Source organism: Marinobacter salsuginis (assembly GCF_009617755.1).
Classification (GTDB): domain Bacteria; phylum Pseudomonadota; class Gammaproteobacteria; order Pseudomonadales; family Oleiphilaceae; genus Marinobacter; species Marinobacter salsuginis.
The window spans coordinates 1,521,008-1,543,203 of the sequence record NZ_BGZH01000001.1 but is presented as its reverse complement, the minus strand read 5'-3'; the positions used below and the strand labels follow the sequence as shown (position 1 = coordinate 1,543,203).

At 57.9% G+C, this 22,196-nt stretch carries 20 protein-coding genes; 7 read left to right on the top strand and 13 right to left on the bottom strand.

The genetic code is table 11. The annotated features are described in order from the left end of the window. Positions 1-42 precede the first annotated feature (42 nt). Positions 43-3,132: an efflux RND transporter permease subunit gene (locus tag GJU83_RS07135; RefSeq protein ID WP_069182055.1), complete on the bottom strand. Its 3,090-nt coding sequence runs from the start codon at positions 3,130-3,132 to the stop codon at positions 43-45. Beyond that, a complete protein-coding gene (locus GJU83_RS07130; RefSeq protein WP_069182054.1) occupies positions 3,132-4,232 on the bottom strand; it encodes an efflux RND transporter periplasmic adaptor subunit in 1,101 nt (366 codons plus the stop codon). Before GJU83_RS07130 ends, GJU83_RS07135 begins: the two co-directional genes overlap by 1 nt. A 235-nt stretch (positions 4,233-4,467) precedes the next feature. Here GJU83_RS07130 and GJU83_RS07125 point away from each other — a divergent pair, with 235 nt between their 5' ends. Continuing rightward, a complete protein-coding gene (locus GJU83_RS07125; protein ID WP_069182053.1) occupies positions 4,468-4,974 on the top strand; it encodes a DnaJ domain-containing protein in 507 nt (168 codons plus the stop codon). Position 4,975: 1 nt separating this feature from the next. Here GJU83_RS07125 and GJU83_RS07120 read toward each other — a convergent pair whose 3' ends face one another. Beyond that, entirely contained in the window at positions 4,976-5,764 is a 789-nt protein-coding gene (locus GJU83_RS07120; RefSeq protein WP_069182052.1) for a secretin N-terminal domain-containing protein, read from the bottom strand. 357 nt (positions 5,765-6,121) lie between these two features. On the opposite strand from GJU83_RS07120, the gene GJU83_RS07115 reads away from it, so the two are divergent. Beyond that, positions 6,122-7,174, top strand: a complete 1,053-nt coding sequence (locus tag GJU83_RS07115; RefSeq protein WP_069182051.1) for a 3-deoxy-7-phosphoheptulonate synthase — start codon at positions 6,122-6,124, stop codon at positions 7,172-7,174. Here GJU83_RS07115 and GJU83_RS07110 read toward each other — a convergent pair. Then, complete coding sequence (locus GJU83_RS07110; RefSeq protein WP_069182050.1) at positions 7,119-7,790, bottom strand: LysE family translocator; 672 nt, start codon at positions 7,788-7,790, stop codon at positions 7,119-7,121. The two genes, GJU83_RS07115 and GJU83_RS07110, sit on opposite strands and share 56 nt — an antisense overlap. Before the next feature lie 173 nt (positions 7,791-7,963). Between GJU83_RS07110 and GJU83_RS07105 the strand changes: the two genes are divergently transcribed. Beyond that, positions 7,964-9,406, top strand: a complete 1,443-nt coding sequence (locus GJU83_RS07105; RefSeq protein ID WP_069182049.1) for a dihydrolipoyl dehydrogenase — start codon at positions 7,964-7,966, stop codon at positions 9,404-9,406. A gap of 18 nt (positions 9,407-9,424) precedes the next feature. Here the strand turns inward: GJU83_RS07105 and GJU83_RS07100 are convergent, their stop codons facing one another. Beyond that, complete coding sequence (locus tag GJU83_RS07100) at positions 9,425-9,700, bottom strand: DUF2061 domain-containing protein (protein ID WP_069182048.1); 276 nt, start codon at positions 9,698-9,700, stop codon at positions 9,425-9,427. A gap of 229 nt (positions 9,701-9,929) precedes the next feature. Here GJU83_RS07100 and GJU83_RS07095 point away from each other — a divergent pair, with 229 nt between their 5' ends. Together GJU83_RS07095 and GJU83_RS07090 are read left to right on the top strand one after the other, a co-directional pair. Beyond that, positions 9,930-10,403 (top strand): Dps family protein, encoded by a 474-nt coding sequence (locus tag GJU83_RS07095; RefSeq protein WP_069182047.1) that lies wholly within the window; start codon positions 9,930-9,932, stop codon positions 10,401-10,403. Positions 10,404-10,563: 160 nt separating this feature from the next. Next, positions 10,564-12,234, top strand: a complete 1,671-nt coding sequence (locus GJU83_RS07090) for a choice-of-anchor I family protein (protein ID WP_069182046.1) — start codon at positions 10,564-10,566, stop codon at positions 12,232-12,234. A 65-nt stretch (positions 12,235-12,299) separates the two neighbouring features. On the opposite strand, the gene GJU83_RS07085 is transcribed toward GJU83_RS07090, so the two are convergent. From GJU83_RS07085 to GJU83_RS07060, 6 genes are all read right to left on the bottom strand, one after another. Beyond that, positions 12,300-13,424: an NAD(P)/FAD-dependent oxidoreductase gene (locus GJU83_RS07085; protein ID WP_069182045.1), complete on the bottom strand. Its 1,125-nt coding sequence runs from the start codon at positions 13,422-13,424 to the stop codon at positions 12,300-12,302. Then, entirely contained in the window at positions 13,424-14,737 is a 1,314-nt protein-coding gene (locus tag GJU83_RS07080) for an SAM-dependent methyltransferase (RefSeq protein ID WP_069182044.1), read from the bottom strand. Before GJU83_RS07080 ends, GJU83_RS07085 begins: the two co-directional genes overlap by 1 nt. A 227-nt stretch (positions 14,738-14,964) precedes the next feature. Next, complete coding sequence (locus tag GJU83_RS07075; RefSeq protein WP_069182043.1) at positions 14,965-16,260, bottom strand: TRAP transporter large permease; 1,296 nt, start codon at positions 16,258-16,260, stop codon at positions 14,965-14,967. Beyond that, positions 16,257-16,802 carry a TRAP transporter small permease subunit gene (locus tag GJU83_RS07070; protein WP_069182042.1) on the bottom strand — a complete coding sequence of 182 codons (546 nt, stop codon included), beginning with the start codon at positions 16,800-16,802 and terminating at the stop codon, positions 16,257-16,259. Before GJU83_RS07070 ends, GJU83_RS07075 begins: the two co-directional genes overlap by 4 nt. A 101-nt stretch (positions 16,803-16,903) precedes the next feature. Then, entirely contained in the window at positions 16,904-17,980 is a 1,077-nt protein-coding gene (locus GJU83_RS07065; protein ID WP_069182041.1) for a TRAP transporter substrate-binding protein, read from the bottom strand. Positions 17,981-18,126: 146 nt separating this feature from the next. Further along, a complete protein-coding gene (locus GJU83_RS07060; RefSeq protein WP_069182040.1) occupies positions 18,127-18,591 on the bottom strand; it encodes an ATPase in 465 nt (154 codons plus the stop codon). Positions 18,592-18,708: 117 nt separating this feature from the next. Between GJU83_RS07060 and GJU83_RS07055 the strand changes: the two genes are divergently transcribed. After that, positions 18,709-19,776: a beta-N-acetylglucosaminidase domain-containing protein gene (locus GJU83_RS07055; protein ID WP_069182039.1), complete on the top strand. Its 1,068-nt coding sequence runs from the start codon at positions 18,709-18,711 to the stop codon at positions 19,774-19,776. A 9-nt stretch (positions 19,777-19,785) separates the two neighbouring features. On the opposite strand, the gene GJU83_RS07050 is transcribed toward GJU83_RS07055, so the two are convergent. After that, positions 19,786-20,496 carry an SIMPL domain-containing protein gene (locus GJU83_RS07050; protein WP_069182038.1) on the bottom strand — a complete coding sequence of 237 codons (711 nt, stop codon included), beginning with the start codon at positions 20,494-20,496 and terminating at the stop codon, positions 19,786-19,788. A 126-nt stretch (positions 20,497-20,622) separates the two neighbouring features. Between GJU83_RS07050 and GJU83_RS07045 the strand changes: the two genes are divergently transcribed. Continuing rightward, positions 20,623-21,156, top strand: coding sequence for a macro domain-containing protein (locus tag GJU83_RS07045; RefSeq protein WP_069182037.1), 534 nt, complete (start codon positions 20,623-20,625; stop codon positions 21,154-21,156). A gap of 8 nt (positions 21,157-21,164) precedes the next feature. Here the strand turns inward: GJU83_RS07045 and GJU83_RS07040 are convergent, their stop codons facing one another. Then, complete coding sequence (locus tag GJU83_RS07040) at positions 21,165-22,172, bottom strand: ChaN family lipoprotein (RefSeq protein ID WP_083231725.1); 1,008 nt, start codon at positions 22,170-22,172, stop codon at positions 21,165-21,167. Positions 22,173-22,196: the final 24 nt, after the last annotated feature.

The window sequence follows — 22,196 nt, the reverse complement described above, 5'->3', positions numbered from 1 at the left end:
CGGCTCACGTTGCCGTGGCCGGGCCTGATGTCTTACTCCGGGTCAGTGGACGGGGGCCGATTTACCCTCGGATTCGGACCCGTTGCCGTACTCATCGGAGGCTGAACCGTGATGATCACGGCCCAGCAGGATGTAGAACGCCGGCAAGACAAAGATAGTAAACAGGGTGCCGATACCAAGACCTGCACTGATCGTCAGGCCGATGGCAAAGCGGCTTTCCGCGCCCGGGCCAATGGCAATCAGCAGCGGCACCATGGCAAAGATCAGCGCCAGTGATGTCATGATGATTGGCCGCAGGCGAATCGCCGCCGCCTCGATCACTGCATCCACCTTGTTAAGTCCGCGTTCCTTCTGCAACTGGTTGGCAAACTCGACAATCAGGATGCCGTTCTTGGAGACCACCCCGATCAGCGTTATCAGCCCCACCTGGGTGTAGATGTTCATGGTGGCGAAGCCAAGCACGATGAACGCCATGGCGCCGGCAACCGACATGGGCACCGAAACCAGGATGATGAACGGATCCCGCCAGCTTTCGAACTGGGCCGCCAGCACCAGGTAAATCACCAGCAGCGACAGGAAGAAGGTCACCATCAGGGCGCTACCCTGGGTCGCCAACTGGCGACTCTGACCGGTGTAGTCGTAGCTGAAGCCCTGGGGGAAAACCTCAGCTGCGGTCTGCTCCATGAAGTCCATGGCAGTGCCGGCGGCAATCCCCGGCATAACCACGCCCTGAAGTGTCAGAGAGTTCTGCTGGTTGAACTGAGTCCGGTTGGACGGTTCAACATCCTGGCTGAAGCTCACCACGCTGCCCAGTGGTACCAGTTCGCCATTGTCGGCACGAATGTAGTACTCATTGAGCGCCTGGGCGTCCAGCCGGAACTGCTGGTCAACCTGTGGAATCACCTGGTAGGAACGACCTTCCATGCTGAACCGGTTGATGTAGCCGCCACCAAGCATGCTCGACAGGCTCTGGCCAACGTCCTGCATGGACAGGCCCAGGTCGGCAACCCGGTCCCGGTCAACGTTGATGCGGGTAATTGGTCGATCGAAGTTGATGGACTTCTGCAGGAACATGAAGTTGCCGCTGCCCATGGCTTTACCCAGCATCTCATCCGCTACCTGATCCAGCTGCTCGTAGCTGCTGCCGGTGGTGATTACGAACTGGAACGGCAGGCCGCCGCCCGAGCCGGGCAGCGAAGGCCGCGGGAACACCGCGGTTTGCAGTCCGGTGACATTCTTGAGCTCGGCATCCAGCTTCGGCTGTACTTCAAACTGACTGATCTCCCGCTCACTCCAGGGCGCCAGCTTGAAGCCACCGAAGACCGCGTTGGGCCCGGTAATACCGATGATCATGAAGTCCTCGTTGTAGCCCGGGACCGTCGACATCCGCTCCTGGATTTCATCACCGTGCTCCAGCAGGTAATCCAGGGTGGAGGTCTGGGGGCCAAGCCCCTGATAGAAGAGAATGCCCTGATCCTCGGTAGGGGCGAGCTCATTCTGGCTCATGGAGACCATGAAGTAGATGGAGCCGAGTACAACGACGGCGAAGAAGACCACCACCGATTTGGTCTGCATCAGTGAGCTCAAAGCAGACTTGTAGCTTGCGGCCAGGCCGTTGAAGGTTTTCTCAACCACCTGCTCGAATCTGCCGGGGTTGCCGTGGGGTTTCAGCACCTTGCCCGATAGCATGGGAGAAAGCGTCAGGGCAACAATGCCGGAAATAACCACGGTCCCTGCCAGCGTGAACGCAAACTCGGTGAAGAGCGAGCCGACCAGCCCGCCCATGAAACCGATGGGGGCGTATACGGCCACCAGGGTGGTGGTCATGGCGATGATGGGAACCGCCATTTCGCGCGCACCGTTTATGGCAGCATCGAAGCGCGATTCGCCCTGTTCAATGTGTCGGTGCACGTTCTCTACCATGATGATGGCGTCATCCACCACCAGGCCGATGGCCAGCACCATGGAGAGCAGGGTGAGCAGGTTCAGCGAGAAACCAAACATCAGCATGATGAACGCACCGCCAACCAGCGACAGTGGCACGGCGACGGAGGGAACAATCGACGCCCGGATGGAACCGAGGCACAGGAATACCACCACCAGAACAATGATCATGGCTTCCAGCAGTGTCTGGATAACCTCGTTGATGGAATCCTCGATAAAGTCTGAGGCATCGTACGCCAGGCGCACATCCAGACCGGAAGGCAACTGGCTTTCGATATCCGGTAACTGGTCTTTTACCAGACCGGCGACCGTCAGAGGGTTGGCCCCGGGAGCCAGCTCAATAGCGACATAGGTGGCCGGCTGGCCTTTGTACAGAGCCAGTTGATCGTAGGTTTCAGAACCCAGCTCAACCCGGGCGATGTCCTGCAGGCGGATCTGGGTGCCATTGGATTGCTTGACCACCAGATTGCGGAACGCATCCGGATCACCCACATCGGTGTCGCTGGTCATACTGATTTCGGTGTAGGTGCCCTTGGTGTTACCGACGGCAGCCTGGTAGTTATTGGCCCTGAGTCTGGCCACCACCTCCTGGGGTGTCATGTCCACCGCCGCCAGGCGTTCCGGATCCAGCCACACCCGCAGGGCGAATTTGCGGCCCAGCAGTTCCGCTTTGCCCACTCCTGAGAGCGCCTGGAGTCTGGGCTGGACCACGCGGGTGAGGTAATCGGTGATCTGGGGTACGGCCAGCTCGTTACTGTAAAAGGCAATGTACATCAGCGCCGTCGAATCACCGGTGGTGGAGGTTATCACCGGATCCTGGGCTTCGGCCGGCAGGACGTTCCGCTGGCTTGCCACCTTGGCCTGTATTTCCGCCAGGGCCGCGTTGGCGTCATAATTCAGCACCATCTTTGCTTCGATGGTGGAGGTGCCCTGGGAACTGGTGGATGTCAGATAGTCGATGCCGCTGGCTTCAGCGATTGCCTGCTGCAGCGGCGTGGTGATAAAGCCCTTGATCAGGTCTGAGCTGGCACCGGGGTAGGCCGTAGTGACCGTCACGGTGGTGCTCTCGAGCTCGGGGTATTGCCGGATCTCCATTTCCATGGCCGCCCGGGCGCCCAGGAGCAGGATCAGCAGGCTGACCACCGTCGCCAGGACGGGACGGTGAATAAATATGTCAGTGAAGCGCATTACTCAGACGCCCCCTGCTTCTGGTCTTCTTCCTGTATGGCCACCTGCTGGCCAGCGCGCAGACGCAGCAAACCCTTCTCGACGACGGTTTCGCCGGCCTCCAGGCCGGACAGAACGGCAACACGGGTGTTACGGGTTTCGCCGGTGGTTACCGTGCGGCGGCTAACGACCAGATTGCCCTCGTCGTTCTCCTCAACCACAAACACGAAATCGCCATAGGTGTTGTAGGAGATTGCAGTGCGTGGCACGGTCACAACCTCGTTGTCTTCCGGCTGCTGTGTCAGAACGGTGGCAAACATGCCGGGGCGCAGCAGGTTGTCCGGGTTGGAGAGCGTGGCGCGGACACGGACCGTCCGGGTTTCCGGGTTGACCGAGGTGTTGATGGCGCTGACGGACCCTTCAAAATCCTGCTCCGGAACGGCAGCGACAGTGGCGACTACCGGATAGCTGGTCTTCACGTTCGGCAGGTTTTTCTCGGAAAGGGTATAGTCGACGTAGATCGGATCCAGCATGTTGATCTCGACAATCGGGGTGCCGGTGGCAATATACTCACCCTGGTCGACCATCCGGATACCCAGCGTGCCATCAAAGGGCGCCCGAATGATTTTTTTGCTCAGTTGTGCTTCGGCTTCATTCACCCTTGCGCGGGCCGCGTCGAAATTGGCCTTGGCTTCATCGTACTGGGACTGGGATACTGCGCGCTTGGGGAGCAGGTCGGACACCCGCTTGAACTCCTGCTCGGCCAACTGTGCCTCGGCGCGACGTGTGCGCAGGGCGGCTTCATCGATTGCTGAATCAATCCGGATCAATACATCACCACGGCTGACCTGGTCACCGGATTCGAAATTGATGGTCTCAATGACGCCGGGCACTTCGTTGGCCACCTGGATGCCGTTGATGGCTTCAACACTGCCGACAGCCTTGATGGCGGGCGTCCAGGCTTCTTTCTGGGCCTCAACCGCGGAAATCTGGGCGGGTGGCTGAGGCTGGGACATCTGCTCTTGCATCTGGCCAAACTGGTAGAACTTGTAGCCGAAGATGCCTCCGAGCACTACGCCGAGAAAAATAATGACGATTATAAAGCGGGAAGCAGTGCGCATGGTTCGGGTCCTGGGGAACTGTGTCAGATTTTGGGAAGCATAGCATCCTACAAAATCAGGGTCGCTATTGTCACTGGGTTGTAAGTATTTCTATCTAGACTCCGGGTTTGCCGGATTTGACAAGCATCAAGGCTGTCTGGGTGTTTTCATGAGGGGCGGCTTTCCCTGCAGGGTGCTGGTAATGTAGCTCGCGTCGATGACAGAATTACGACGGTATTCAGGGTGAGGATCAATAATGCAGTGGATTCTGGGGCTTGCGTTGGCAGCCGCCGTTTTTGTGATTCTGAAACAGTGGGGCGCGTTGTCCGCGGAAAAGAAAAAGGCGGCCACCTGGAAGGTGATCCTCGTGGTCGGTGGAGCCTTGCTGGTGTTCATGGTCCTGACCGGACGCGTGCATGTGCTCACAGCGGCAGTTGCGGCTGTGATTCCCCTCTTGCGCAAGCTTCCCGCCTTGTTGAAATTTGCTCCGGAAATCAACCGGTTCATGGGGAGGAAGCCGGGGCAAGAAAGCCGTGAGCAGGCGAGTGATCATTCTGGCTCGGGCACTGATCTGGCTGGGCAGATGTCAGAACGAGAGGCCTGCGATATTCTCGGGGTAAAAGCCGGCTGCTCTGAAGAGGAAATCGTGATGGCGCATCGCCGGCTCATGCAGAAACTTCACCCCGACCGGGGCGGAAACGATTACCTGGCAGCCAAACTGAACGAAGCCAAACAGGTACTTCTCGGCAAGCGACAGGCCTGATTCAGGGCAGAATATCGACTCGGACTTCAAAACTGCGATTGTCGGAGCGGCTACTGTTCACCTGATAGGTAATTCCACTGCGCTCCTGGCTGGAATGGGTTGTTGTGCTACCCAGTGACACCCACTGTCCCGGCTCAACTCGGCGAATGGTAACGACCGCTTCCGTTTCATATCCGTCCATATTTGCCGGTTCCTCCTCGAACGAGACAATGCTCAGTTCCACCGCCTGATCGGAAATGACCTGGGGACTGACCAGAAACCCGCTGCGGGTTTCGACCTGTTGCAGGAAAGCCGCGGGATTACGACCGCCGCGAATGGCGACTGGAATCGTCCGGACCTGGCCTGACGTAATATGTGCCGACTGGCCATCCTGCATCACCAGGGTCCGCTCCTGGGCGCTGCCGGTAGTGGTAACGCGACGTTCGGCAGAGAGTTCGGCGCGGCCGTTAGACGCGGAAATGCCGGCACCTGAGCGTTTGCCGCCGCTATCCGTTCTGGACCGAACAGTGATCCTGACCTGAACGGGCGCTACATCAAGCGTTTCGACAAGCCGTCCGATTTCGTCCAGCAGGTCGGGTTCACCGCGTACCACCAGTTGTTGGCCCCGGGCGGTCACGGTTACCGGCGAGCCCTGGTAAAGCTCGCGGATCTGCACCGCCACATCGTCGCCTGGTCGGTTATTGAGCTGGTACACGCGAGATTCCGCCTGGGCCAGAGCCTGGCTGGAACAAAGTCCCAGCAGCAGAACAAGAAAAAGCTGCAGGGGGTATCCTCGGACAAAAACGACCATTCAGTGCTCCAATCCTTCTGTCGGAGTCGAAAAAAACTCCGACACACGGGTTGCCAAGGTGAAAACCAGGGGTATATATTGAAAAGCATGAAGACGACACACGCGACCTGTCAATTGAATGTTTTGCAAGCTTTCGGCGCCAAGCCGGCGGCTGCCGTCGCTGCTGTGTTTTTCTGGTGGTTTGGTTATGGCTTTTATTTTAGCCAGAGCCGGGGCCGCCCATAGGATCTTCATCGAACGAATAACGAGGAAGGCAGCCCGGCAGAAAACCCAGGCTGCCACAGGACTCAAAAAGCCCCGACTGGTAGCCCAGCCGGGGCTTTTTTGATTCTGACGCAGGGAAACGGGAACACTGACATGAACATGCCCTTGAACACTGAACTGACACACCAGGATGCGGAGACTCAGGCGCGGCACCGACAGGAAGTGGTTCTGCCGACGCCCGCGGAGCTGAGACTTGAGATGCCGGCCAGTGCCGCTGTCGTCCAACAGGTAGAGGAGCAGAGGCAGGCCATCCGGGACATTCTACAGGGCGAGGACAGCAGAACCCTGATCGTAATGGGGCCGTGTTCCATACACGATGAGGTGGCGGCCCTGGAATACGGGAAGAAGCTGAAGGCCCTGGCGGACGACGTCAGCGACCGCTTCCTCATCGTTATGCGGGCGTATCTGGAGAAGCCCCGGACTACGGTCGGCTGGAAAGGGCTGCTGTACGACCCGGAGCGCACAGGAGAAGGCGATCTGAATGAGGGGCTGCGCCGCTCCCGCCGCCTGCTGTTGAATCTGGCGGCCATGGGTTTGCCGCTGGCCACCGAGGCCCTGAGCCCGTTCGCCATGGATTACCTGGGTGATCTGGTAAGTTGGACTGCCATTGGTGCCCGAACCACCGAATCCCAGGTACATCGTGAAATGGTCAGTGGCCTGCCGATGCCCACCGGCTTCAAGAACGGCACCGATGGCGGTATTGCCGTGGCAACCAACGCCATGAAGTCGGCATCCCATCCTCATCACCACCTTGGGGTGTCCGCGACCGGGGCGCCGGTCATGATTACCACCCGGGGCAACCCTGATACCCATCTGGTGTTGCGCGGTGGCCGAGGTATTACCAACTATGATGCTGCAAGTATTGAGCAGGCCGTTGGGGCCCTGGCAGAAGCCGGATTGTCGACTGCGGTGATGGTGGACTGCAGCCATGACAATGCCTGCAAGCAGGCCGAACGACAGCTGGATATCGCCCGGGAAGTAATGGCCCAGCGCCGTGCCGGCAACCAGCATATCCGTGGTTTGATGCTGGAAAGTTTCCTGGAACCGGGCCGCCAGGACGATGGTGAAGACCTGCGCTACGGCTGCTCGATTACCGATCCTTGTCTGGGATGGGCGCAGACGGAGGCTCTGATCCGCTCACTGTAGACAGTAGCAGCTGGCCTGCCAGTAACATCAGAACACCGCCCATCAGCCGGTCCAGCCAGTGGCCAAACCGGTTAAACCCGCGGCGGATCCGGGGCAGGGTGAAGAAAACAGCGACCATGGCAAACCACAGCCCCGTGGCCAAAGCCATGTAAATGCCGTAGCCGGCCTGGAGCGCAATGGGCGTGCCCGGGCTGATCACAACAGAGAACAGGGAGACAAAAAACAGCGTTGCCTTGGGATTCAGGGCATTGGTCAGGAAACCCAACCGCAGGGCGGCAAGACCGGATTGCCCTCCCGTCGGGGCCTGTTCTACATGAACGCCACCGGCCCGGGCCCTCAAACACTGAACGGCAATCCAGGCAAGGTAGAGTGCCCCCAGCACCTTGAGAACATTGAAAAGCATGATCGATTGCTGGATCAGCAGGCCGATTCCGAGCAAGGAATAGCAGACATGCACCAGAATGCCCCCGCCGATACCGATGGCTGTCAGCAGCGCGTTCCTTCGGCTCTGGCAGAGCGCCTGTCTGAGCATCACGGCAAAATCCGGACCGGGGCTTGCCACTGCCAGCAAGTGGACGAGGGCCACCGTCAGAAATTCCGGCCAGTAACTCTGCATAGTTCCAACTCCTCTCCTGAGCCTGCCAAGGTCTGAAAAGTCTGACAGCATAGGCCGAATCAGGTCTTTTTTCACGGTATGGGTGAAACTTGCCATGGCTTCTATACTGAGGTCTCACCCGTTCCAACCTTCCGTGTTCCCCGATGCCGGGAACGCCTGTCAGGAGACCTTGTATGGAAAAGCGAGCCGTAGACGTTGCCATTATCGGAGCCGGTACCGCAGGAATGGTGGCGTATCAGCGTGTGCGCAAGGCGACCGACAGAGTAGTACTGATTGAGGGCGACCAGTACGGAACCACCTGCGCCAGGGTCGGGTGTATGCCCAGCAAGCTTTTGATTGCGGCCGCCGAAAATGCCCATCAGATGCAGCTTGGCGACCTGTTTGGTGTGTCTGCCGGAGCGATCAGAGTTGATGGTAAACGGGTTATGGAACGGGTGCGAACCGAGCGGGACCGTTTCGTTTCTGGCGTGATTAACTCGGTCGAGAAGTTTCCGGAGGCGCACCAGTTGAGAGGTCACGCCCGGTTTGTCGGCCCGAATCATCTGGTGGTTGGCAACAACCTTGAGGTGCAGGCCGGCCGGATCATTATCGCTACCGGTTCACGGCCCAACATTCCCGGGTTTCTGAAAGAGGCCAAAGACCGGCTGGTGGTGAATGATGATATTTTCGAGTGGCAGGATCTGCCGGACTCGGTGGCGGTATTTGGGCCGGGCGTTATTGGTCTGGAGCTAGGGCAGGCCTTGAGCCGGCTTGGGGTCCGGGTTCGCATGTTCGGCGTTGGCGGGGCTGTCGGTCCCATCCAGGATGACTCCATCCGGGACTACGCCCTTAAAACCTTTAATGAAGAATTCCCGCTGGATCCCGATTCGGAGGTCAAAAACGTTGAGCGGGTTGATAACGGTGTTGCCATTACGTTTGTGGATGGGGATGCCGGTGAAAAGACCGAAACCTTTGATTACCTGTTAGCAGCTACCGGCCGTCGTCCGAATGTGGACGGGCTGGATATCCAGAACGCCGGTATTGAGCTCGATGACAAGGGCCTCCCCCTGTTTGATCCCCATACCCAGCGATGTGGCGACAGCCACATATTCATCGCCGGCGATGCCAATAACAGCCTGCCGCTGTTGCATGAGGCGGCCGACGAGGGCCGTATCGCGGGCGACAACGCGGCGTCCTACCCGGATGTTCGGACGGGACTTCGCCGTACCCCGTTGGCGGTGGTATTCACCGATCCGCAGATTGCGACCGTAGGCCTGACCATTCAGCAGGTGGACGAGCGGTGTCGCGGTTGTTTCGCCGTGGGCGAGGTATCGTTCGAGGATCAGGGGCGCAGTCGGGTCATTGGCAAAAACCGGGGGCTACTGAGGGTTTATGGTGAGCATGGCAGTGGCCTGTTCATGGGAGCCGAGATGTTCGGCCCTGCGGCGGAGCATATTGCCCATCTGCTCGCATGGTCGGCCCAGCGACGACTGACCGTCAGCGAAATGCTGGAAATGCCATTTTACCATCCGGTTATCGAGGAAGGGTTGCGGACGGCCCTGAAAGACCTCAACCGAAATCTCAGTATCGGACCGGCGCCAGAAGAGGGCTGCACCGATTGTGGGCCGGGTGTTTGAGCCGGTCCTTGATCAGAATCAACAGGTGTGGGGCTGAGTCTGGGATAAAGTTCCGGTTGTTGTCCTTGCGTTACGCTGGCGACGGGCCCAGATCTTTTCATGGAAGAAATAGGCAACGGTGTTGATGGCTGGCTCAACCATGGCGATCAAACTGCCAATCAGGATGTCACCCGTGAGCAGATAAGCCACGGTGAAGGCCACTGTAAAATGGGTGAGGGCGAACGTTACCGTTTTGATCAGCGACTGGTCGCCATTCGTGCCATGGTTATGTACAAACAGTTTTAACGTGCTCATGGTCATCTCCGGTTTCGCTCGTGGTTCATTGCTTATTTAAGACCGGGTGAGAATGATTGTTAAATGAATTGTATTGAGAATGAGGATAGCCTCGGGCTATTTATTTGACTTCTTTCATAGCATTATTCAGCGTCGCTATTAACGAGATTAGCAAACTAAACTTCCCGACCGTGTTTGGTCGGTCGTATACTTTCTGAAACGTCATACATAACTGCCAAGGAGATGCGTTATGGGTAAGAACTTTATTGGTCTTGATACTGAGAAAACAGCGCAGCTTGCTGATTCCCTGAATGATCTTTTGTCCAACTATCAGATCTTCTACATGAATGTCCGTGGCTACCACTGGAATATCAAGGGCGACAACTTCTTCGAGCTTCACGTCAAATTCGAAGAGCTGTACGATGATCTGTTGCTCAAGATTGATGAGATTGCAGAGCGCGTGCTGACGCTTGGCCATCGGCCGGCTCACGCCTACAGCACCTATATTGAACGGTCTGAAGTGCCCGAGCGTAAAGATGTTTCGGATGGCAAGGAAGCGATGGAGAACATCGTGGAAAGCTTTGCCAAACTGATCGGCAAACAGCGTGCGTTGCTCAGTCTGGCGGGTGACGCGGAAGATGAGGGCACCGTTGCCCTTATGAGTGACTACATCTCTCAGCAGGAAAAGACTGTCTGGATGTATCGGAGTTACCTCGGCCATTGAGTCGATTGAAGTTACGGAATGGCGACCTTCGGGTCGCCATTTTTTGTTCCTGTCACTAATTCGTCATGGTAATGACTCGGAATTGACGCTGAACTGTCACGCCCGTGGCCTAGCGTGTGTAGGAATTCCCTACACCAAGCAATGCCAGAGGCACAATGTCATGTTCCGTAAGACCCTGCTTTCCGCAACCATCCTGTCTTCCCTGTTGGGCCTGAGCGCCTGTACCGATGATGGTGACGATGGCGCTGATGGTATCAACGGCACCAGTAAATCACTGATCGAACTTAATGTCCTGGGCACCTATCAGGCCCCGGGCGATGTGTTCGACGTGGGAGCTGCCGAAATTGTTGCCCACGATGCTGCCAACCAGCGATTGTTCGTTGTAAACGCCGGTGCCTCCACGGTAGACGTGCTTGATATCCAGGACCCCTCCCAACCGGTTCTCTTGCAGACCATCGATGCGACCGCCGAGGGTGCATCCGCCAACAGTGTGGCTGTCTTCGGCAGCCTGGTGGCGGTGGCCATCGAAGCCGACGTCAAGCAGGACAACGGCAAGGTCGTTTTCTACAACACCACTGACCTTGGCAAGGTTGGTGAAGTTACGGTAGGGGCGCTGCCCGATATGGTTGCCTTTACCCGGGACGGCATGAAAGTGCTGGTCGCCAACGAGGGTGAACCCAGCGACGACTACACCAACGATCCGGTGGGATCCGTCAGCATTATTGATCTGTCAGCGGGCGTTGCCGGCGCAACGGTAACCACCGCAGGGTTCGAAGCCTTCAATGCCGATGAGGCGGCCCTGAAAGCCAGCGGTGTGCGGGTGTTTGGGCCGGGAGCAACCGTCGCCCAGGATATGGAGCCGGAGTACATTGCGGTCTCCCTCGACAACAAGACCGCCTGGGTCGCCCTGCAGGAGAACAACGCCGTAGCCGAGCTGGATATCGAGGCCGGGGTGATCAATGCGATCCTGCCCCTCGGTTTCAAGGACCACAGCGTGATAGGAAACGAGCTGGACGTCAGCAATCGGGATAGCGGCATCAACATTCGCAACTGGCCGGTAAAAGGTATGTATATGCCGGACGCGATCACCAGCTACGGCTACAACGGCAAGACGTACTACATCACCGCCAACGAGGGTGATTCCCGGGACTACGATGGCTTCTCCGAAGAGTTCCGGCTTGGGGATCTGACCCTGGATGCCACGGCCTTCCCAAATGCGGCCGATCTACAGCTGGAGGAGAACCTGGGTCGGATCAACGTGACCTCGACCCTGGGCGTCAGCAATGGCTGCGATCCCTCTGACCCGGCGACAGATCCGGAAGTAGACTGCGAATACAGCGAAATCTACACCTACGGCGCACGATCCTTCTCTATCTGGTCTGCCGATGGCCAGAGGGTCTTTGACAGCGGCAGCGAATTCGAGCGGATCACCGCCAGTCTGTTGCCTGAGAACTTCAATGCCACCAATGACGAGAACAATTTCGACAACCGATCTGATGACAAAGGTCCTGAGCCGGAAGCCGTCACGGTTGGCACAATCAACGGCCAGACCTTCGCGTTTATCGGTCTTGAGCGAATTGGCGGAATCATGGTTTACGACGTGACCAATCCCCAGAATCCGGAATTCGTCCAGTACCTGAATAATCGGGATTTCTCAGTGTCGGATGCAGACCTGCAGGCCGGTATGGCCAAAGATTCTGGGCCGGAGGGCATTGCCTTCATCGCCGCCGAGGACAGCCCGAATGGGCAGCCCTTGCTGGCAGTGGGAAATGAAATCAGCGGAACCACCACCCTGTACGGTATTGACGTGATTGAACTGACGGCGAACTGAGTTCAGGGCCTGAAAGAAACCCGGGGGCATCGTTATAGATTCTCCCGGGTTTTTTGTTTTCCGTCTCAGACAGCGGCTTTCAGCGGCGGCACTTCCTGATGGAGGAACCACTTCTCCGTAACCACCTTTCTTGTAAACCAGTGCGAGCGCATCAGGCTGCTGGCCAGTGGCGTCTTGATCCAGTCCGGAACCTGCCAGCCCTGATCCGTGTCTGCCGCCCGATTGCCAAAGCGTCCGGCAATGGCATCGCCGTAGATCTGCAATGAGGAGGCCGAATAATCCGGCGCGTCCCGTATCACATCTGCCGCCAGCAGCGCCGATTCGATGGCGGGCCGGATGCCTTCACCGCTCTGGGTGTAAGCCAGGCCGGCGGAATCGCCAATCAACAGAATACCGTCGTCCACCAGTGGCCTCTCGGCATGGGCATAAAGCAGATAGGCGTGGCCTTTGAAACGCCCGGGCAGGTCCTCCGGAATGCGCCCGGCGGACTTCATTTCATCGACAAAAGCCTCTAGATGACCGCTCAGCTTGTGGTTATCCTCCCGGCCCAGCCCGATATTCAGGTAATTGCCCTTGCGAAACACCCAGGCATAACCCTTGAGATCGCGGCAGAACCAGAGCTCCGGGGTGTCGCCCCGGGCCTCGCAGGCGGAAGCCTGCTCGGGTGTCATTTCGAATTCCACCTCCTTGGCGGCGACAACGGTCTCGTGGCTACCCGGGCCTTCGCCAAGCAACCGTGCAACCGGGCAGAAGTGCCCGCCGGCGCCCACGACAAGCGGGGCCTCCCAGGTGTCGTTGATGACCCAGTTGCCGTCTTTCCGGACGATGGACTTGACCGGCGTGGCGAGCTGTTTCGGACCGGTGACGCGGCTGAGCAGATAATCGTCGAATTCACACCGGCGAATGCCATAGCTGACCACATCGCCGTGGTCGTTTTCCACGGCCGGCTGCCCCATCATGCCGATGCGAAACCGGCGAATAGGCTGGAATGTCCGTCCGTTGGCGTACTCGTCGAGATCAATCTTCAGGGTTTTCATGACGGCAGGAGTCACCCAGCCCGCGCAGGTTTTATCCCGGGGAAAATCCTGTTTGTCGATGGTCAGTACTTTTTTGCCGCTGGTCTCAAGGGCACTGGCCAGGGTGGAGCCGGCTGGGCCGGCACCGACGATGATCAGGTCGTAATAATCCATCAGGCCTCCTCTGGTGCCGCTGGAAACGCATACAGATCCCGGCGGTTCTGCGCCAGACTATTGTTGTCGCCGTGGGTGAAAACCACCTGGAACAGCTGGAGGGAGCCGGCGCGGAACGCAGCGATGGAGCCCGCCAGATACATGCGCCAGGCCCGGGTAAAGTGGCCATCGTACATAGCCGTTACCTTGTCTTCGTTCTCGTTGAAACGATCCATCCAGTGGCTGAGGGTCTGGGCGTAATGCAGGCGCAGGTTCTCCACATCCAGTACCGAGAAATCGCCGTGTTCGCAGATTTCCATGAATTCGCCGATGCTGGGCGGATAGGCGCCGGGGAAGATGCGTTTTTCGATCCAGGCGTTCATCAGCATCGGGCGATTGCGGCCAATACTGTGGAGCAGGGCAATCCCGTCGGGTTTCAGGCTCCGCTTGATGAGTTCGGACAACGCCTCGTAGTTTTCCTTTCCCACGTGTTCCAGCATGCCGATGGAGACAAAGGCATCGTACTGACCGCTGATGTTTCGGTAGTCGTCCTCGACGTATTCCACCAGATGATTCAGCCCCTGCTTGCGGGCCTCCTCCCGGGCAAAGGCCAGCTGCTCTTTTGAGATGTTGTAGGAGTGCACCTTGACGCCGTAGTTGCGGGCCATGTAACGGGCCAGCCCACCCCAGCCGCAGCCGGCCTCGACCACGGTCATGCCGGGTTTGAGACGGAGCTTGCGGCAGACATGCTCCAGCTTGGCCAGTTGAGCCTGTTCCAGGGTCAGCTCGGGGCTCTCGTAATAGGCGCAGGTGTACTGCATTTCAGCGCTGTCCAGCCAGAGCCGGTAGAACTCGTTGCCCAGGTCGTAGTGATGGTTAATGTTTTCTTTGGCTTCGGAGATCCCGGTGGACCGGGGGTTGTGATTGCGCCAGAGTGCTTCCAGCCATTTCGGCCACTTCTGGCGCGCCTGATGAACTGAGCGGTAGAGGGTTTCCATCAGGTCAGGAAGGTCGCCTTCTACCTCCAGGCGACCTGCGCTGTAGAGATCGCCGAACGCCAGGTTGGGGTTGGTCACCAGTGCGTACAGGGCCTTGGGGTCGGTGAGGTGCAGAGCGAATTGTGACTGTTGGCCATCCGGTTCGATGACATCGCCGTTCCAGAGCCGGAACCGGAGCGGCGGTGAGCCGGCCATGCGCATCAGCTTGGCAATCAGCCAGCGTTCGTACGTGTGCGGTGACCGGTCCACGTGGGTGCTTTCCAGTGGCAGGGTCAGAACATGGCTTTTGGATTCTTGCCCGTGGTCACGGGGTTTCTGGGCAGTGCTCTGATTCATGGACTCCACTCTCCCTTCCTAACCTCAACATCAATGTTTTGTCGACGTGCGTTTTCCAGGGTTCCCGAATACCAGTCTGAGAATCACCGCTTGTCCGTTCAGTATAGAAAACAGTCAGATTTTGTCAGGTGAGGCGTATGAAGAAGAAAACTATCGTGAGAATAGAGTCGCAGGAAATGAGAGGGACTGAAAAAAATACCGGGCCCTCAGGCCCGGTATTCTTCGAATCAGTATGAGGAACTCATACCAAACCATTCTGGGAAAATGACTATCAGTGCCAGCACAAACATCTGTATCAGGATGAAGGGCAGCACGCCTTTGTAGATGTCCGTTGTTCGCACCTCGGGCGGTGCTACCCCCTTCAGATAGAACAACGAAAACCCGAATGGTGGCGTCAGGAAGCTGGTTTGCAGGTTCATTGCAATCAGAATCGCGAACCAGAGCATGTTGATGCCCATGGCCTCGGCCACCGGCGCAAGGATCGGCACGATGATGAAGGAAATCTCCACGAAATCGATGAAGAAACCCAGTACCAGGATGACCACCATGGCCAGGATGATGAAGCCCCACTTTTCACCGGGCAGCTGGAGCAGCCACTCTTCCAGCAGGTAGTCGCCGCCGGTGTAGCTGAACACCATGGAGAAAGCGGTGGCACCAATCAGGATCGCGAAGACCATGGCAGTTACCTTCACCGTGTCCTTGGATGCATCCCATACCATCTTGAACGAGAACTGACGGTAAATGATGGCCAGAACAACAGCGCCGACGCCACCCAGAGCAGATGACTCCGTAGGCGTGGCAATGCCGGTGAAGATCGAGCCCAGAACCACCACAATCAATGCCAGCGGCGGAATGATTGCCAGCAGCGCATTGAAGATTTCCTTCTTGCGCGATACGCCTGGCTCATCCGGCATGGCCGGAGCCGTCTCGGGCCGCAGCCTGGTCAGAACCAGGATGTACACGATATAGAGCCCCACCAGTACGATGCCGGGCCAGACGGCGGCCTTGAACAGGTCCCCGACCGGAAGGCCAAGCACGTCACCCAGGATGATCAGGATGATCGAGGGCGGGACGATCTGGCCGAGCGTACCGGATGCACAGATGGTGCCTGTAGCGAGCCGTTTGTCGTATTTGTGGGCCAGCATCACCGGTAAGGAAATCAGGCCCATGGCCACCACACTGGCGCCCACGACGCCGGTGGATGCGGCCAACAGGGCACCAACCAGGATGGTCGAAATCGCCAGACCGCCTGGAAGGCCACCAAAAAGTCGACCCATGGAGGTCAATAGCTGCTCTGCCAGCCGGGTGCGCTGAAGCACCACGCCCATGAAAATGAACAGGGGCACCGCCATCAGAACGGTATTCTGCATCACGCTCATGATGCGATAGGGCATGAAGGCAAAGAGATCCATGCCCTCGGCGAAGATTCCGAAGAACAATGCCACGCCACCGAAGGTGAATGCTACCGGGAAGCCCAGCATCAGCATCAGCAGGGCGACACCGAACATAATCATACCGATCATGCGAGGCCTCCTGCGCTATGCTCACCTTCGTATTCTTTCTCGCCCGACATAACCCGTATCGCATAGGTGGCCATATTCAGGCCTGCAATGCCGATGAAGACTGCGCTGATAGGGATGACGGACTTAATGATCCAGCGGTGGGGCAGACCGCCGGGGTCGCCACTGCCTTCACCCATGTTGTAGGAGTCCACGGCAAAATCGTAACCATAGACGCCGATCAGGTAGGCAAAGGGAATAACGAAAATGAATGCACCCACCAGATTTACCCAGGCCTTGGCCTTGTTGTTCCAGCGAGTGTAGAAAACGTCGACCCGAACATGACCATCCGTGCGCAATGCGTAGGGAATACCCAGCAGGAACACCACCGAATAGAGGTGCCACTCCATTTCCTGCATGCCGATTGAAACGTTGTTGAAAGCGTAGCGGGCCACGACGTCGTAAAAGACGTTGGCTGCCATCAGTATCATCGCGACACAGGCAACCCAGCCACAGAATGTGGACAAGCGCGAAAGCCCCTCGTCCAGTTTGATAATCCACCGCATTGATGATCCCCCGCCAGGAGAGCTGGCGCTTTTTCAGTTGCTATAAACGACAAAACCGGGATCACTCGTAGAGCGATCCCGGCTCCGTTACAGCCTATATCTTACTCGACTTCGGCCATGGTGTTGAGGTAAGCGCGCTCGGAAATGTTGGTATAAGCGCGGCTCTGCTCAAGGTAGTTCTCCTGGGAGTCGATAATCTTGGCAGCCATGTCGCTCTCAGCAGCGGCTTCTTTCAGCAGCTTGTTGTTGGCTTCATACATGGCATCAAAGATTTCGTCCGGAAAACGTTTGATCTGGACATTCGGATATTCCTCGCGAATGTTGGCCCAGGCTTCGGCGTTGGCGTGCTGGGAATGAACCAGCATGTCGTAGGAAGCGGTGCGCATGGCAACACGCATGATTTCCTGCAGGTCAGCCGGGAGCTTGTCCCAGACGCGCTTGTTCACCAGGAACTGCAGCTCGGTGGCCGGCTCGTGCCAACCGGTGTAGTAGTAGTCGGCAATCTGCTGGAAGCCAAGACGGAGATCCAGTGCCGGGCCTACCCACTCAACGGCATCGATGGTGTTGCGTTCCAGAGCGGTGTAAAGCTCGCCGGGAGCGATATTGGTCGGGTTAACGCCGACTTCCGCGAATACCTCACCGGCGAAACCGGGGATGCGCATTTTCAGACCCTGAAGGTCTTCCAGAGAGTTGATTTCCTCGCGGAACCAACCGCCCATCTGAACGCCGGTGTTACCGCCCGGGAAGGACAGCATGTTGTGGGGCTCGTAGACTTCCTGCATCAGCTCCATGCCGCCACCGTGGTAGAACCACGCATATTGTTCCATCGCATTCATGCCAAACGGCATGCTGGTGAAGAACAGGGTCTCGGGAACCTTGCCTTTCCAGTAGTAGGAAGCAGAGTGGCCCATGTCGTATTGTCCGGCCTTGACCATGTCAAACACGCCCAGCGGGGCCTTGTGCTTATTGGCAGAGTCGATGCGGATTTTCAGGCGTCCGTCGGACATTTTCTCGACGTTCTCGGCGAAGCGCTTGGTGGTGTCACCGAAAATCGGAAAGTTTGGTCCCCAGGTTTCCGCAAGGCGAAGGGTGAATGTGTCTTGGGCGAGCGCCTGCGAGGAGGCAAAGGTAGTTGCCACAGCCAGCACAGCCGCGGAAAGAACAGAACGGATCTTCATTGCTCTTCTATCCTCTTATCTTTTTTGTGGGTCGAGCGTCCCCCCTTTTGGGGGAAAACTACTCTTGATGCTAGTTCACGTTAGCAATTATCGTTAACAAACGAAATCAAAAACCGGTTCATGTACGACCTTGGTCGTAAGGTGGATCAGAGGTCTTGCATCCTGCCAATCTGGCTGGCGAGACGCATCGCCTCGTGTTCTTCCAGCGCCAGGAGGTCTTCCAGCAGCGACTTGGCTTCGGGGATTTCCGCCTTGCCGATCAGTGAATCGTAGAGGTCCATGACCTGGTCGTGAAACTGGAAGACCTCCCGGGCGATGTCCTCGAACGACATGGACGCATAATGGGTGTAGGAGTCGGCGCTGGGCCCAATCGGCTTGTGCTGGTTGTTCAGGTAATCGTAGAGGCGTGTGCTCATGGCCTTGGGTTCGGCCTGGTTCTCGAATTCACGCACGGCTTTCTCCAGCAGCGACTCATGGCGCGACAGGTAATCGAGCAACGCGGAGGCTTTCTCGTCATTGTTCAGTTTGGCCGATTCATGAAGGCTACGGGACAGATGCGCGTGTAGCTGACGTGTCCAGTCAATCAGGTCCTCGAAAGTTGTTATCTCCATTGCTTTGCTCCTTACCGGGGCGGATCGTTTGTAGTTGGCATTACAGATAAGTCTAGTCAAAATTGAGGGTTATGGGGTACCCGCCGGGCTCCGGCATCAGCGAAACGGAAATTGGCCATGACAACGACATTAGGCATCATTGAAGGATTCTACGGCCCCATGTGGACCTGGCAGGAACGTCGACACCTGGTCCGTACCCTGGCCCCCCACGGTTACGGGTTTTATCTCTATGCTCCCAAGGCCGATGCCTTCCTCCGGCGAAAATGGCAGCAGCCACACCCGCCAGCTATGGCCTCGGAGCTGGCCGAATTTTCCCGTTTCTGTCGTCACGAGGGGGTGCGCTTCGGCATAGGGCTGAGCCCGTTCGAGATATTCAACCGGTTCGACGACGAGGTCCGCACGGCGTTGGCACACAAGCTCGCGCTGCTGGAGCGTATCGGCATTGACGAACTGGCGATCCTGTTTGACGACATGCGTTCCGATACCCCGGACCTTGCCGGTACTCAGGCTGACATAGTGCACTGGGTTCGTGAGCACACAGCCATCAACTTTCTGAGCGTCTGTCCCAGTTACTATTCTGACGACCCCGTACTGGATCGGGTGTTTGGAGAGCGTCCGGCAGATTATCTGGAGACTCTCGGGCGCAAACTGGACCATTCGGTGAATATCTTCTGGACCGGGGAGGAGGTGTGCTCTAGGGAAGTATCGCCCGGGCACCTGAAGCGGATCGGGGACCTGCTCGGGCGCAAGCCAGTACTCTGGGACAATTACCCGGTCAATGACGGTGACCGGATGTCGCAGCATCTGCACTTGCGCGCGTTCACCGGGCGACCGGCGGCCAATGCCGCGCATCTGGCAGCCCACGGGATCAATCCGGCACTGCAGCCGACGTTAACGGCAGTTCCGGCCATCACGCTGGCAGAATCCTATCGCCTGGGACCCTCCTATCAATACGGCCAGGCGTTCCGCCACGCGGCCCGGGAAGTGCTGGGCCGGGAGTTGGCGGCGCAGCTGCAGGCGGATTTGCTGGTACTGCAGGACGCCGGCCTGGGCCGGATCAGTGCTGAAAAGCGGCAGAGTCTGCAGCACACCTACGATGCCTTCGACCACCCTGCAGCCAACGAGGTTCTGCGCTGGCTGGCGGGTGAATATCAGGTTACCGATGAGATGGTGGCTACCCAGTAACCCGCGCGGCTAGCGAAGGTAATATTCAACGGTCGAGACCACGCGAACGGTTTTGACGGGTTGCTGTCCTTCCATGATGCCCGGTGCCTGATCCCGGGCCAGAATCTGGAACACACCCTGATTGGCGCGTCGCAGACCCCCGAGTTCCGCCTTGGCATCCTGGGCAAACTGGGCTGCCGCTTCCCGCGCTGATGCCGTGGCTTCGGCGATCATCTCGGGCTTGATATCGTTGAGTCCGTTAAACAGATAGGTAGGCCCCGATGGGCCGTAGTCCGAAGAGAGCACCACTCCCGAGTCCACCAGTTCACTGACCCCCTGTGCGGCCTGGCGGATCCGGGCGATATCGGTGCTACGGACCATCAGGGTCTGGCTGATGATGAATTTCTGCTCGCCGTTATTGGCCTGGTAGGGGTTGGCCCGGGTATCGGTGACATCCAGGCGCTGGAGTTCGACCGCATCCTGGTCAATGGCCTGCAGTTTCAGGAAGGCAATGATTGCATCCCGGCTGCTTCTGGCCTTGTCCTGGGCCTCACTCAGCGACGCCCCTGTTGCAACAAAGCGAATGGGCCACAAGGCAAGATCTGCAGTTACTTGCCGTTCAGCCACACCCTTGACGGTGACATAGCGGTCGCCGGTTTTCAGGTCAGTCAGGCCGTCACTGATCAGGGCGGCGGAGATGATGGCGCTGATGCCGAGAATCAGCGAGGCAAGAAGCTTCATGGAGTGTCCCTGTTGGCATCACCGGAGAGTTCCGGAAAGTCCCGGAAATCGTCCGGTTGATGGCTGCTATCCTGAATATCAGGAACAAGATTAGCGCTTCACCCCAAAAGCTGGAAGGGAGGAATCATGACGGCTGTGAAAGTTGAGTGCGTCAAAGGCAATATTGCCGCACAACCGGATATCGATGTCATCGTGAATGCGGCCAATGCCGAACTTCTGCCCGGCAGTGGTGTGGCCGGTGCCATTCACGGTGCCGCAGGCCCCGGTCTGGCAGAGGAGTGCCGGACTTTGGCGCCCATCAGTCCTGGCGAGGCGGTGATCAGCTCCGCCCACAACCTGCCTAACGGGCATGTCATCCATTGCCTGGGCCCGGTTTATGGGGTGGATGAGCCGTCAGACCGTCTGCTGGCGGACTGTTTCCGGAACGCGCTGCGCCTGGCGGACCAGCGCGACCTGTCGTCCATTGCCTTTCCCGCCATTTCTACCGGGGTTTTCGGTTATCCGTTGAGAGACGCAGCGGCTGTGGCCATGAAAACGGTCGCCGACACCCTGGCAGATCTCAACTCTGTTCGCCTGGTCCGGTTTGTTCTTTTCAGCGATCAGGATCTTTCCATATTCGATGAGGCCCTCAAGCTGGAACCGGACCTTTCCGGTAGGTAGAGGTCACCTTAGTCACAGGACCTGTCGGTTGATCGGCTGAAACGGGCCCTCATGGCTTCGCGTTCCCGCTCGGCATCCCGGAATTCCTCGGGCAGGGGCTGGATAAAGTAAACGAAGTCACCTTTCGGGCGATTGCTGTCCAGTGGTGGTTGGTTGATGTCCGATGGCCAGAACACCGGACTGATTACTGCGACAGACAGCTCCGGCGCACGTTGCTTCAACAGCGCCACGGTTCCCAGGCCGTCTTCACTGTGAAACGTGCCGGTCAGGTGCAGCACCTGGTGCCCCGGATGCTCTGCCCGGGCCTGCAGAATGCGGGCAGCCATGGTGTTGTCGCGAAGTAGCTGAGCCTTGTAGGTTTTTTCCATGCGCTCGCTCATGGTGTCGTCTGCCTGATGGCTCGCACCAATGGCTGCCATGAACTTTTCCCGGTAGGCCGGGGTGTCCATGAAGGGGGCGGAGGGCAACTTCTGTTTCAGGCTGTCCGAGACACCCTCGAGGTATTCCGGACCTTTCCGGCCGACACAGCGCACGACGTCTGCCGGCGCATTCGCCGCGATCACCGGCAGATTATGCCGGCGGGCAAATTCCACCAGTGGCCGGTAGGAGGCCCGGTAGTTATCCCAGGCATCGGCATCCTCAATCATTTCGGTTTCGCCGGTCTCTCCCTTCAGGTAGCGGTTCAGCTGGCCCTGACGGTCCAGGTTGAACTGTTCCATGCTGAGAATCTGCTCTGGCCGTTGCTGGAACAGGGTGGTCTGAAGCCGGGATTGAAGAAGATGTGAGCCGTGGTGCCCATGGTATTCGCCAACAATGACCACATCTGTGTCGATCAGCTTCTGCGCCAGCTGTTCATGCGTCAGAACGGTGTTGTTTTCAGGCTGAATGATGCGGGCATCGTACTGGGTCTGTGGTGCTGTCAGAACCGCATCAGGGTCTTTTGATGAAGGCATGGCAGTACATCCGTTCAGGGCGGACAGTGTGGCAATGAGCAGGGCTGGCGCAAAAACGTTCATGACAGTCCTTACGTTTTGATCACA

What these genes read in the sequence shown, in the direction of transcription:
- GJU83_RS07095 (WP_069182047.1), top strand. Translation starts at nt 9,930, where the DNA reads ATGGGTAAGAACTTTATTGGTCTTGATACTGAGAAAACAGCGCAGCTT.
- GJU83_RS07130 (WP_069182054.1), bottom strand. Translation starts at nt 4,232, where the DNA reads ATGCGCACTGCTTCCCGCTTTATAATCGTCATTATTTTTCTCGGCGTA.
- GJU83_RS07105 (WP_069182049.1), top strand. Translation starts at nt 7,964, where the DNA reads ATGGAAAAGCGAGCCGTAGACGTTGCCATTATCGGAGCCGGTACCGCA.
- GJU83_RS07075 (WP_069182043.1), bottom strand. Translation starts at nt 16,260, where the DNA reads ATGATCGGTATGATTATGTTCGGTGTCGCCCTGCTGATGCTGATGCTG.
- GJU83_RS07050 (WP_069182038.1), bottom strand. Translation starts at nt 20,496, where the DNA reads ATGAAGCTTCTTGCCTCGCTGATTCTCGGCATCAGCGCCATCATCTCC.
- GJU83_RS07080 (WP_069182044.1), bottom strand. Translation starts at nt 14,737, where the DNA reads ATGAATCAGAGCACTGCCCAGAAACCCCGTGACCACGGGCAAGAATCC.
- GJU83_RS07055 (WP_069182039.1), top strand. Translation starts at nt 18,709, where the DNA reads ATGACAACGACATTAGGCATCATTGAAGGATTCTACGGCCCCATGTGG.
- GJU83_RS07045 (WP_069182037.1), top strand. Translation starts at nt 20,623, where the DNA reads ATGACGGCTGTGAAAGTTGAGTGCGTCAAAGGCAATATTGCCGCACAA.
- GJU83_RS07110 (WP_069182050.1), bottom strand. Translation starts at nt 7,790, where the DNA reads ATGCAGAGTTACTGGCCGGAATTTCTGACGGTGGCCCTCGTCCACTTG.
- GJU83_RS07070 (WP_069182042.1), bottom strand. Translation starts at nt 16,802, where the DNA reads ATGCGGTGGATTATCAAACTGGACGAGGGGCTTTCGCGCTTGTCCACA.
- GJU83_RS07090 (WP_069182046.1), top strand. Translation starts at nt 10,564, where the DNA reads ATGTTCCGTAAGACCCTGCTTTCCGCAACCATCCTGTCTTCCCTGTTG.
- GJU83_RS07100 (WP_069182048.1), bottom strand. Translation starts at nt 9,700, where the DNA reads ATGAGCACGTTAAAACTGTTTGTACATAACCATGGCACGAATGGCGAC.
- GJU83_RS07040 (WP_083231725.1), bottom strand. Translation starts at nt 22,172, where the DNA reads ATGAACGTTTTTGCGCCAGCCCTGCTCATTGCCACACTGTCCGCCCTG.
- GJU83_RS07120 (WP_069182052.1), bottom strand. Translation starts at nt 5,764, where the DNA reads ATGGTCGTTTTTGTCCGAGGATACCCCCTGCAGCTTTTTCTTGTTCTG.
- GJU83_RS07115 (WP_069182051.1), top strand. Translation starts at nt 6,122, where the DNA reads ATGAACATGCCCTTGAACACTGAACTGACACACCAGGATGCGGAGACT.
- GJU83_RS07065 (WP_069182041.1), bottom strand. Translation starts at nt 17,980, where the DNA reads ATGAAGATCCGTTCTGTTCTTTCCGCGGCTGTGCTGGCTGTGGCAACT.
- GJU83_RS07135 (WP_069182055.1), bottom strand. Translation starts at nt 3,132, where the DNA reads ATGCGCTTCACTGACATATTTATTCACCGTCCCGTCCTGGCGACGGTG.
- GJU83_RS07085 (WP_069182045.1), bottom strand. Translation starts at nt 13,424, where the DNA reads ATGGATTATTACGACCTGATCATCGTCGGTGCCGGCCCAGCCGGCTCC.
- GJU83_RS07060 (WP_069182040.1), bottom strand. Translation starts at nt 18,591, where the DNA reads ATGGAGATAACAACTTTCGAGGACCTGATTGACTGGACACGTCAGCTA.
- GJU83_RS07125 (WP_069182053.1), top strand. Translation starts at nt 4,468, where the DNA reads ATGCAGTGGATTCTGGGGCTTGCGTTGGCAGCCGCCGTTTTTGTGATT.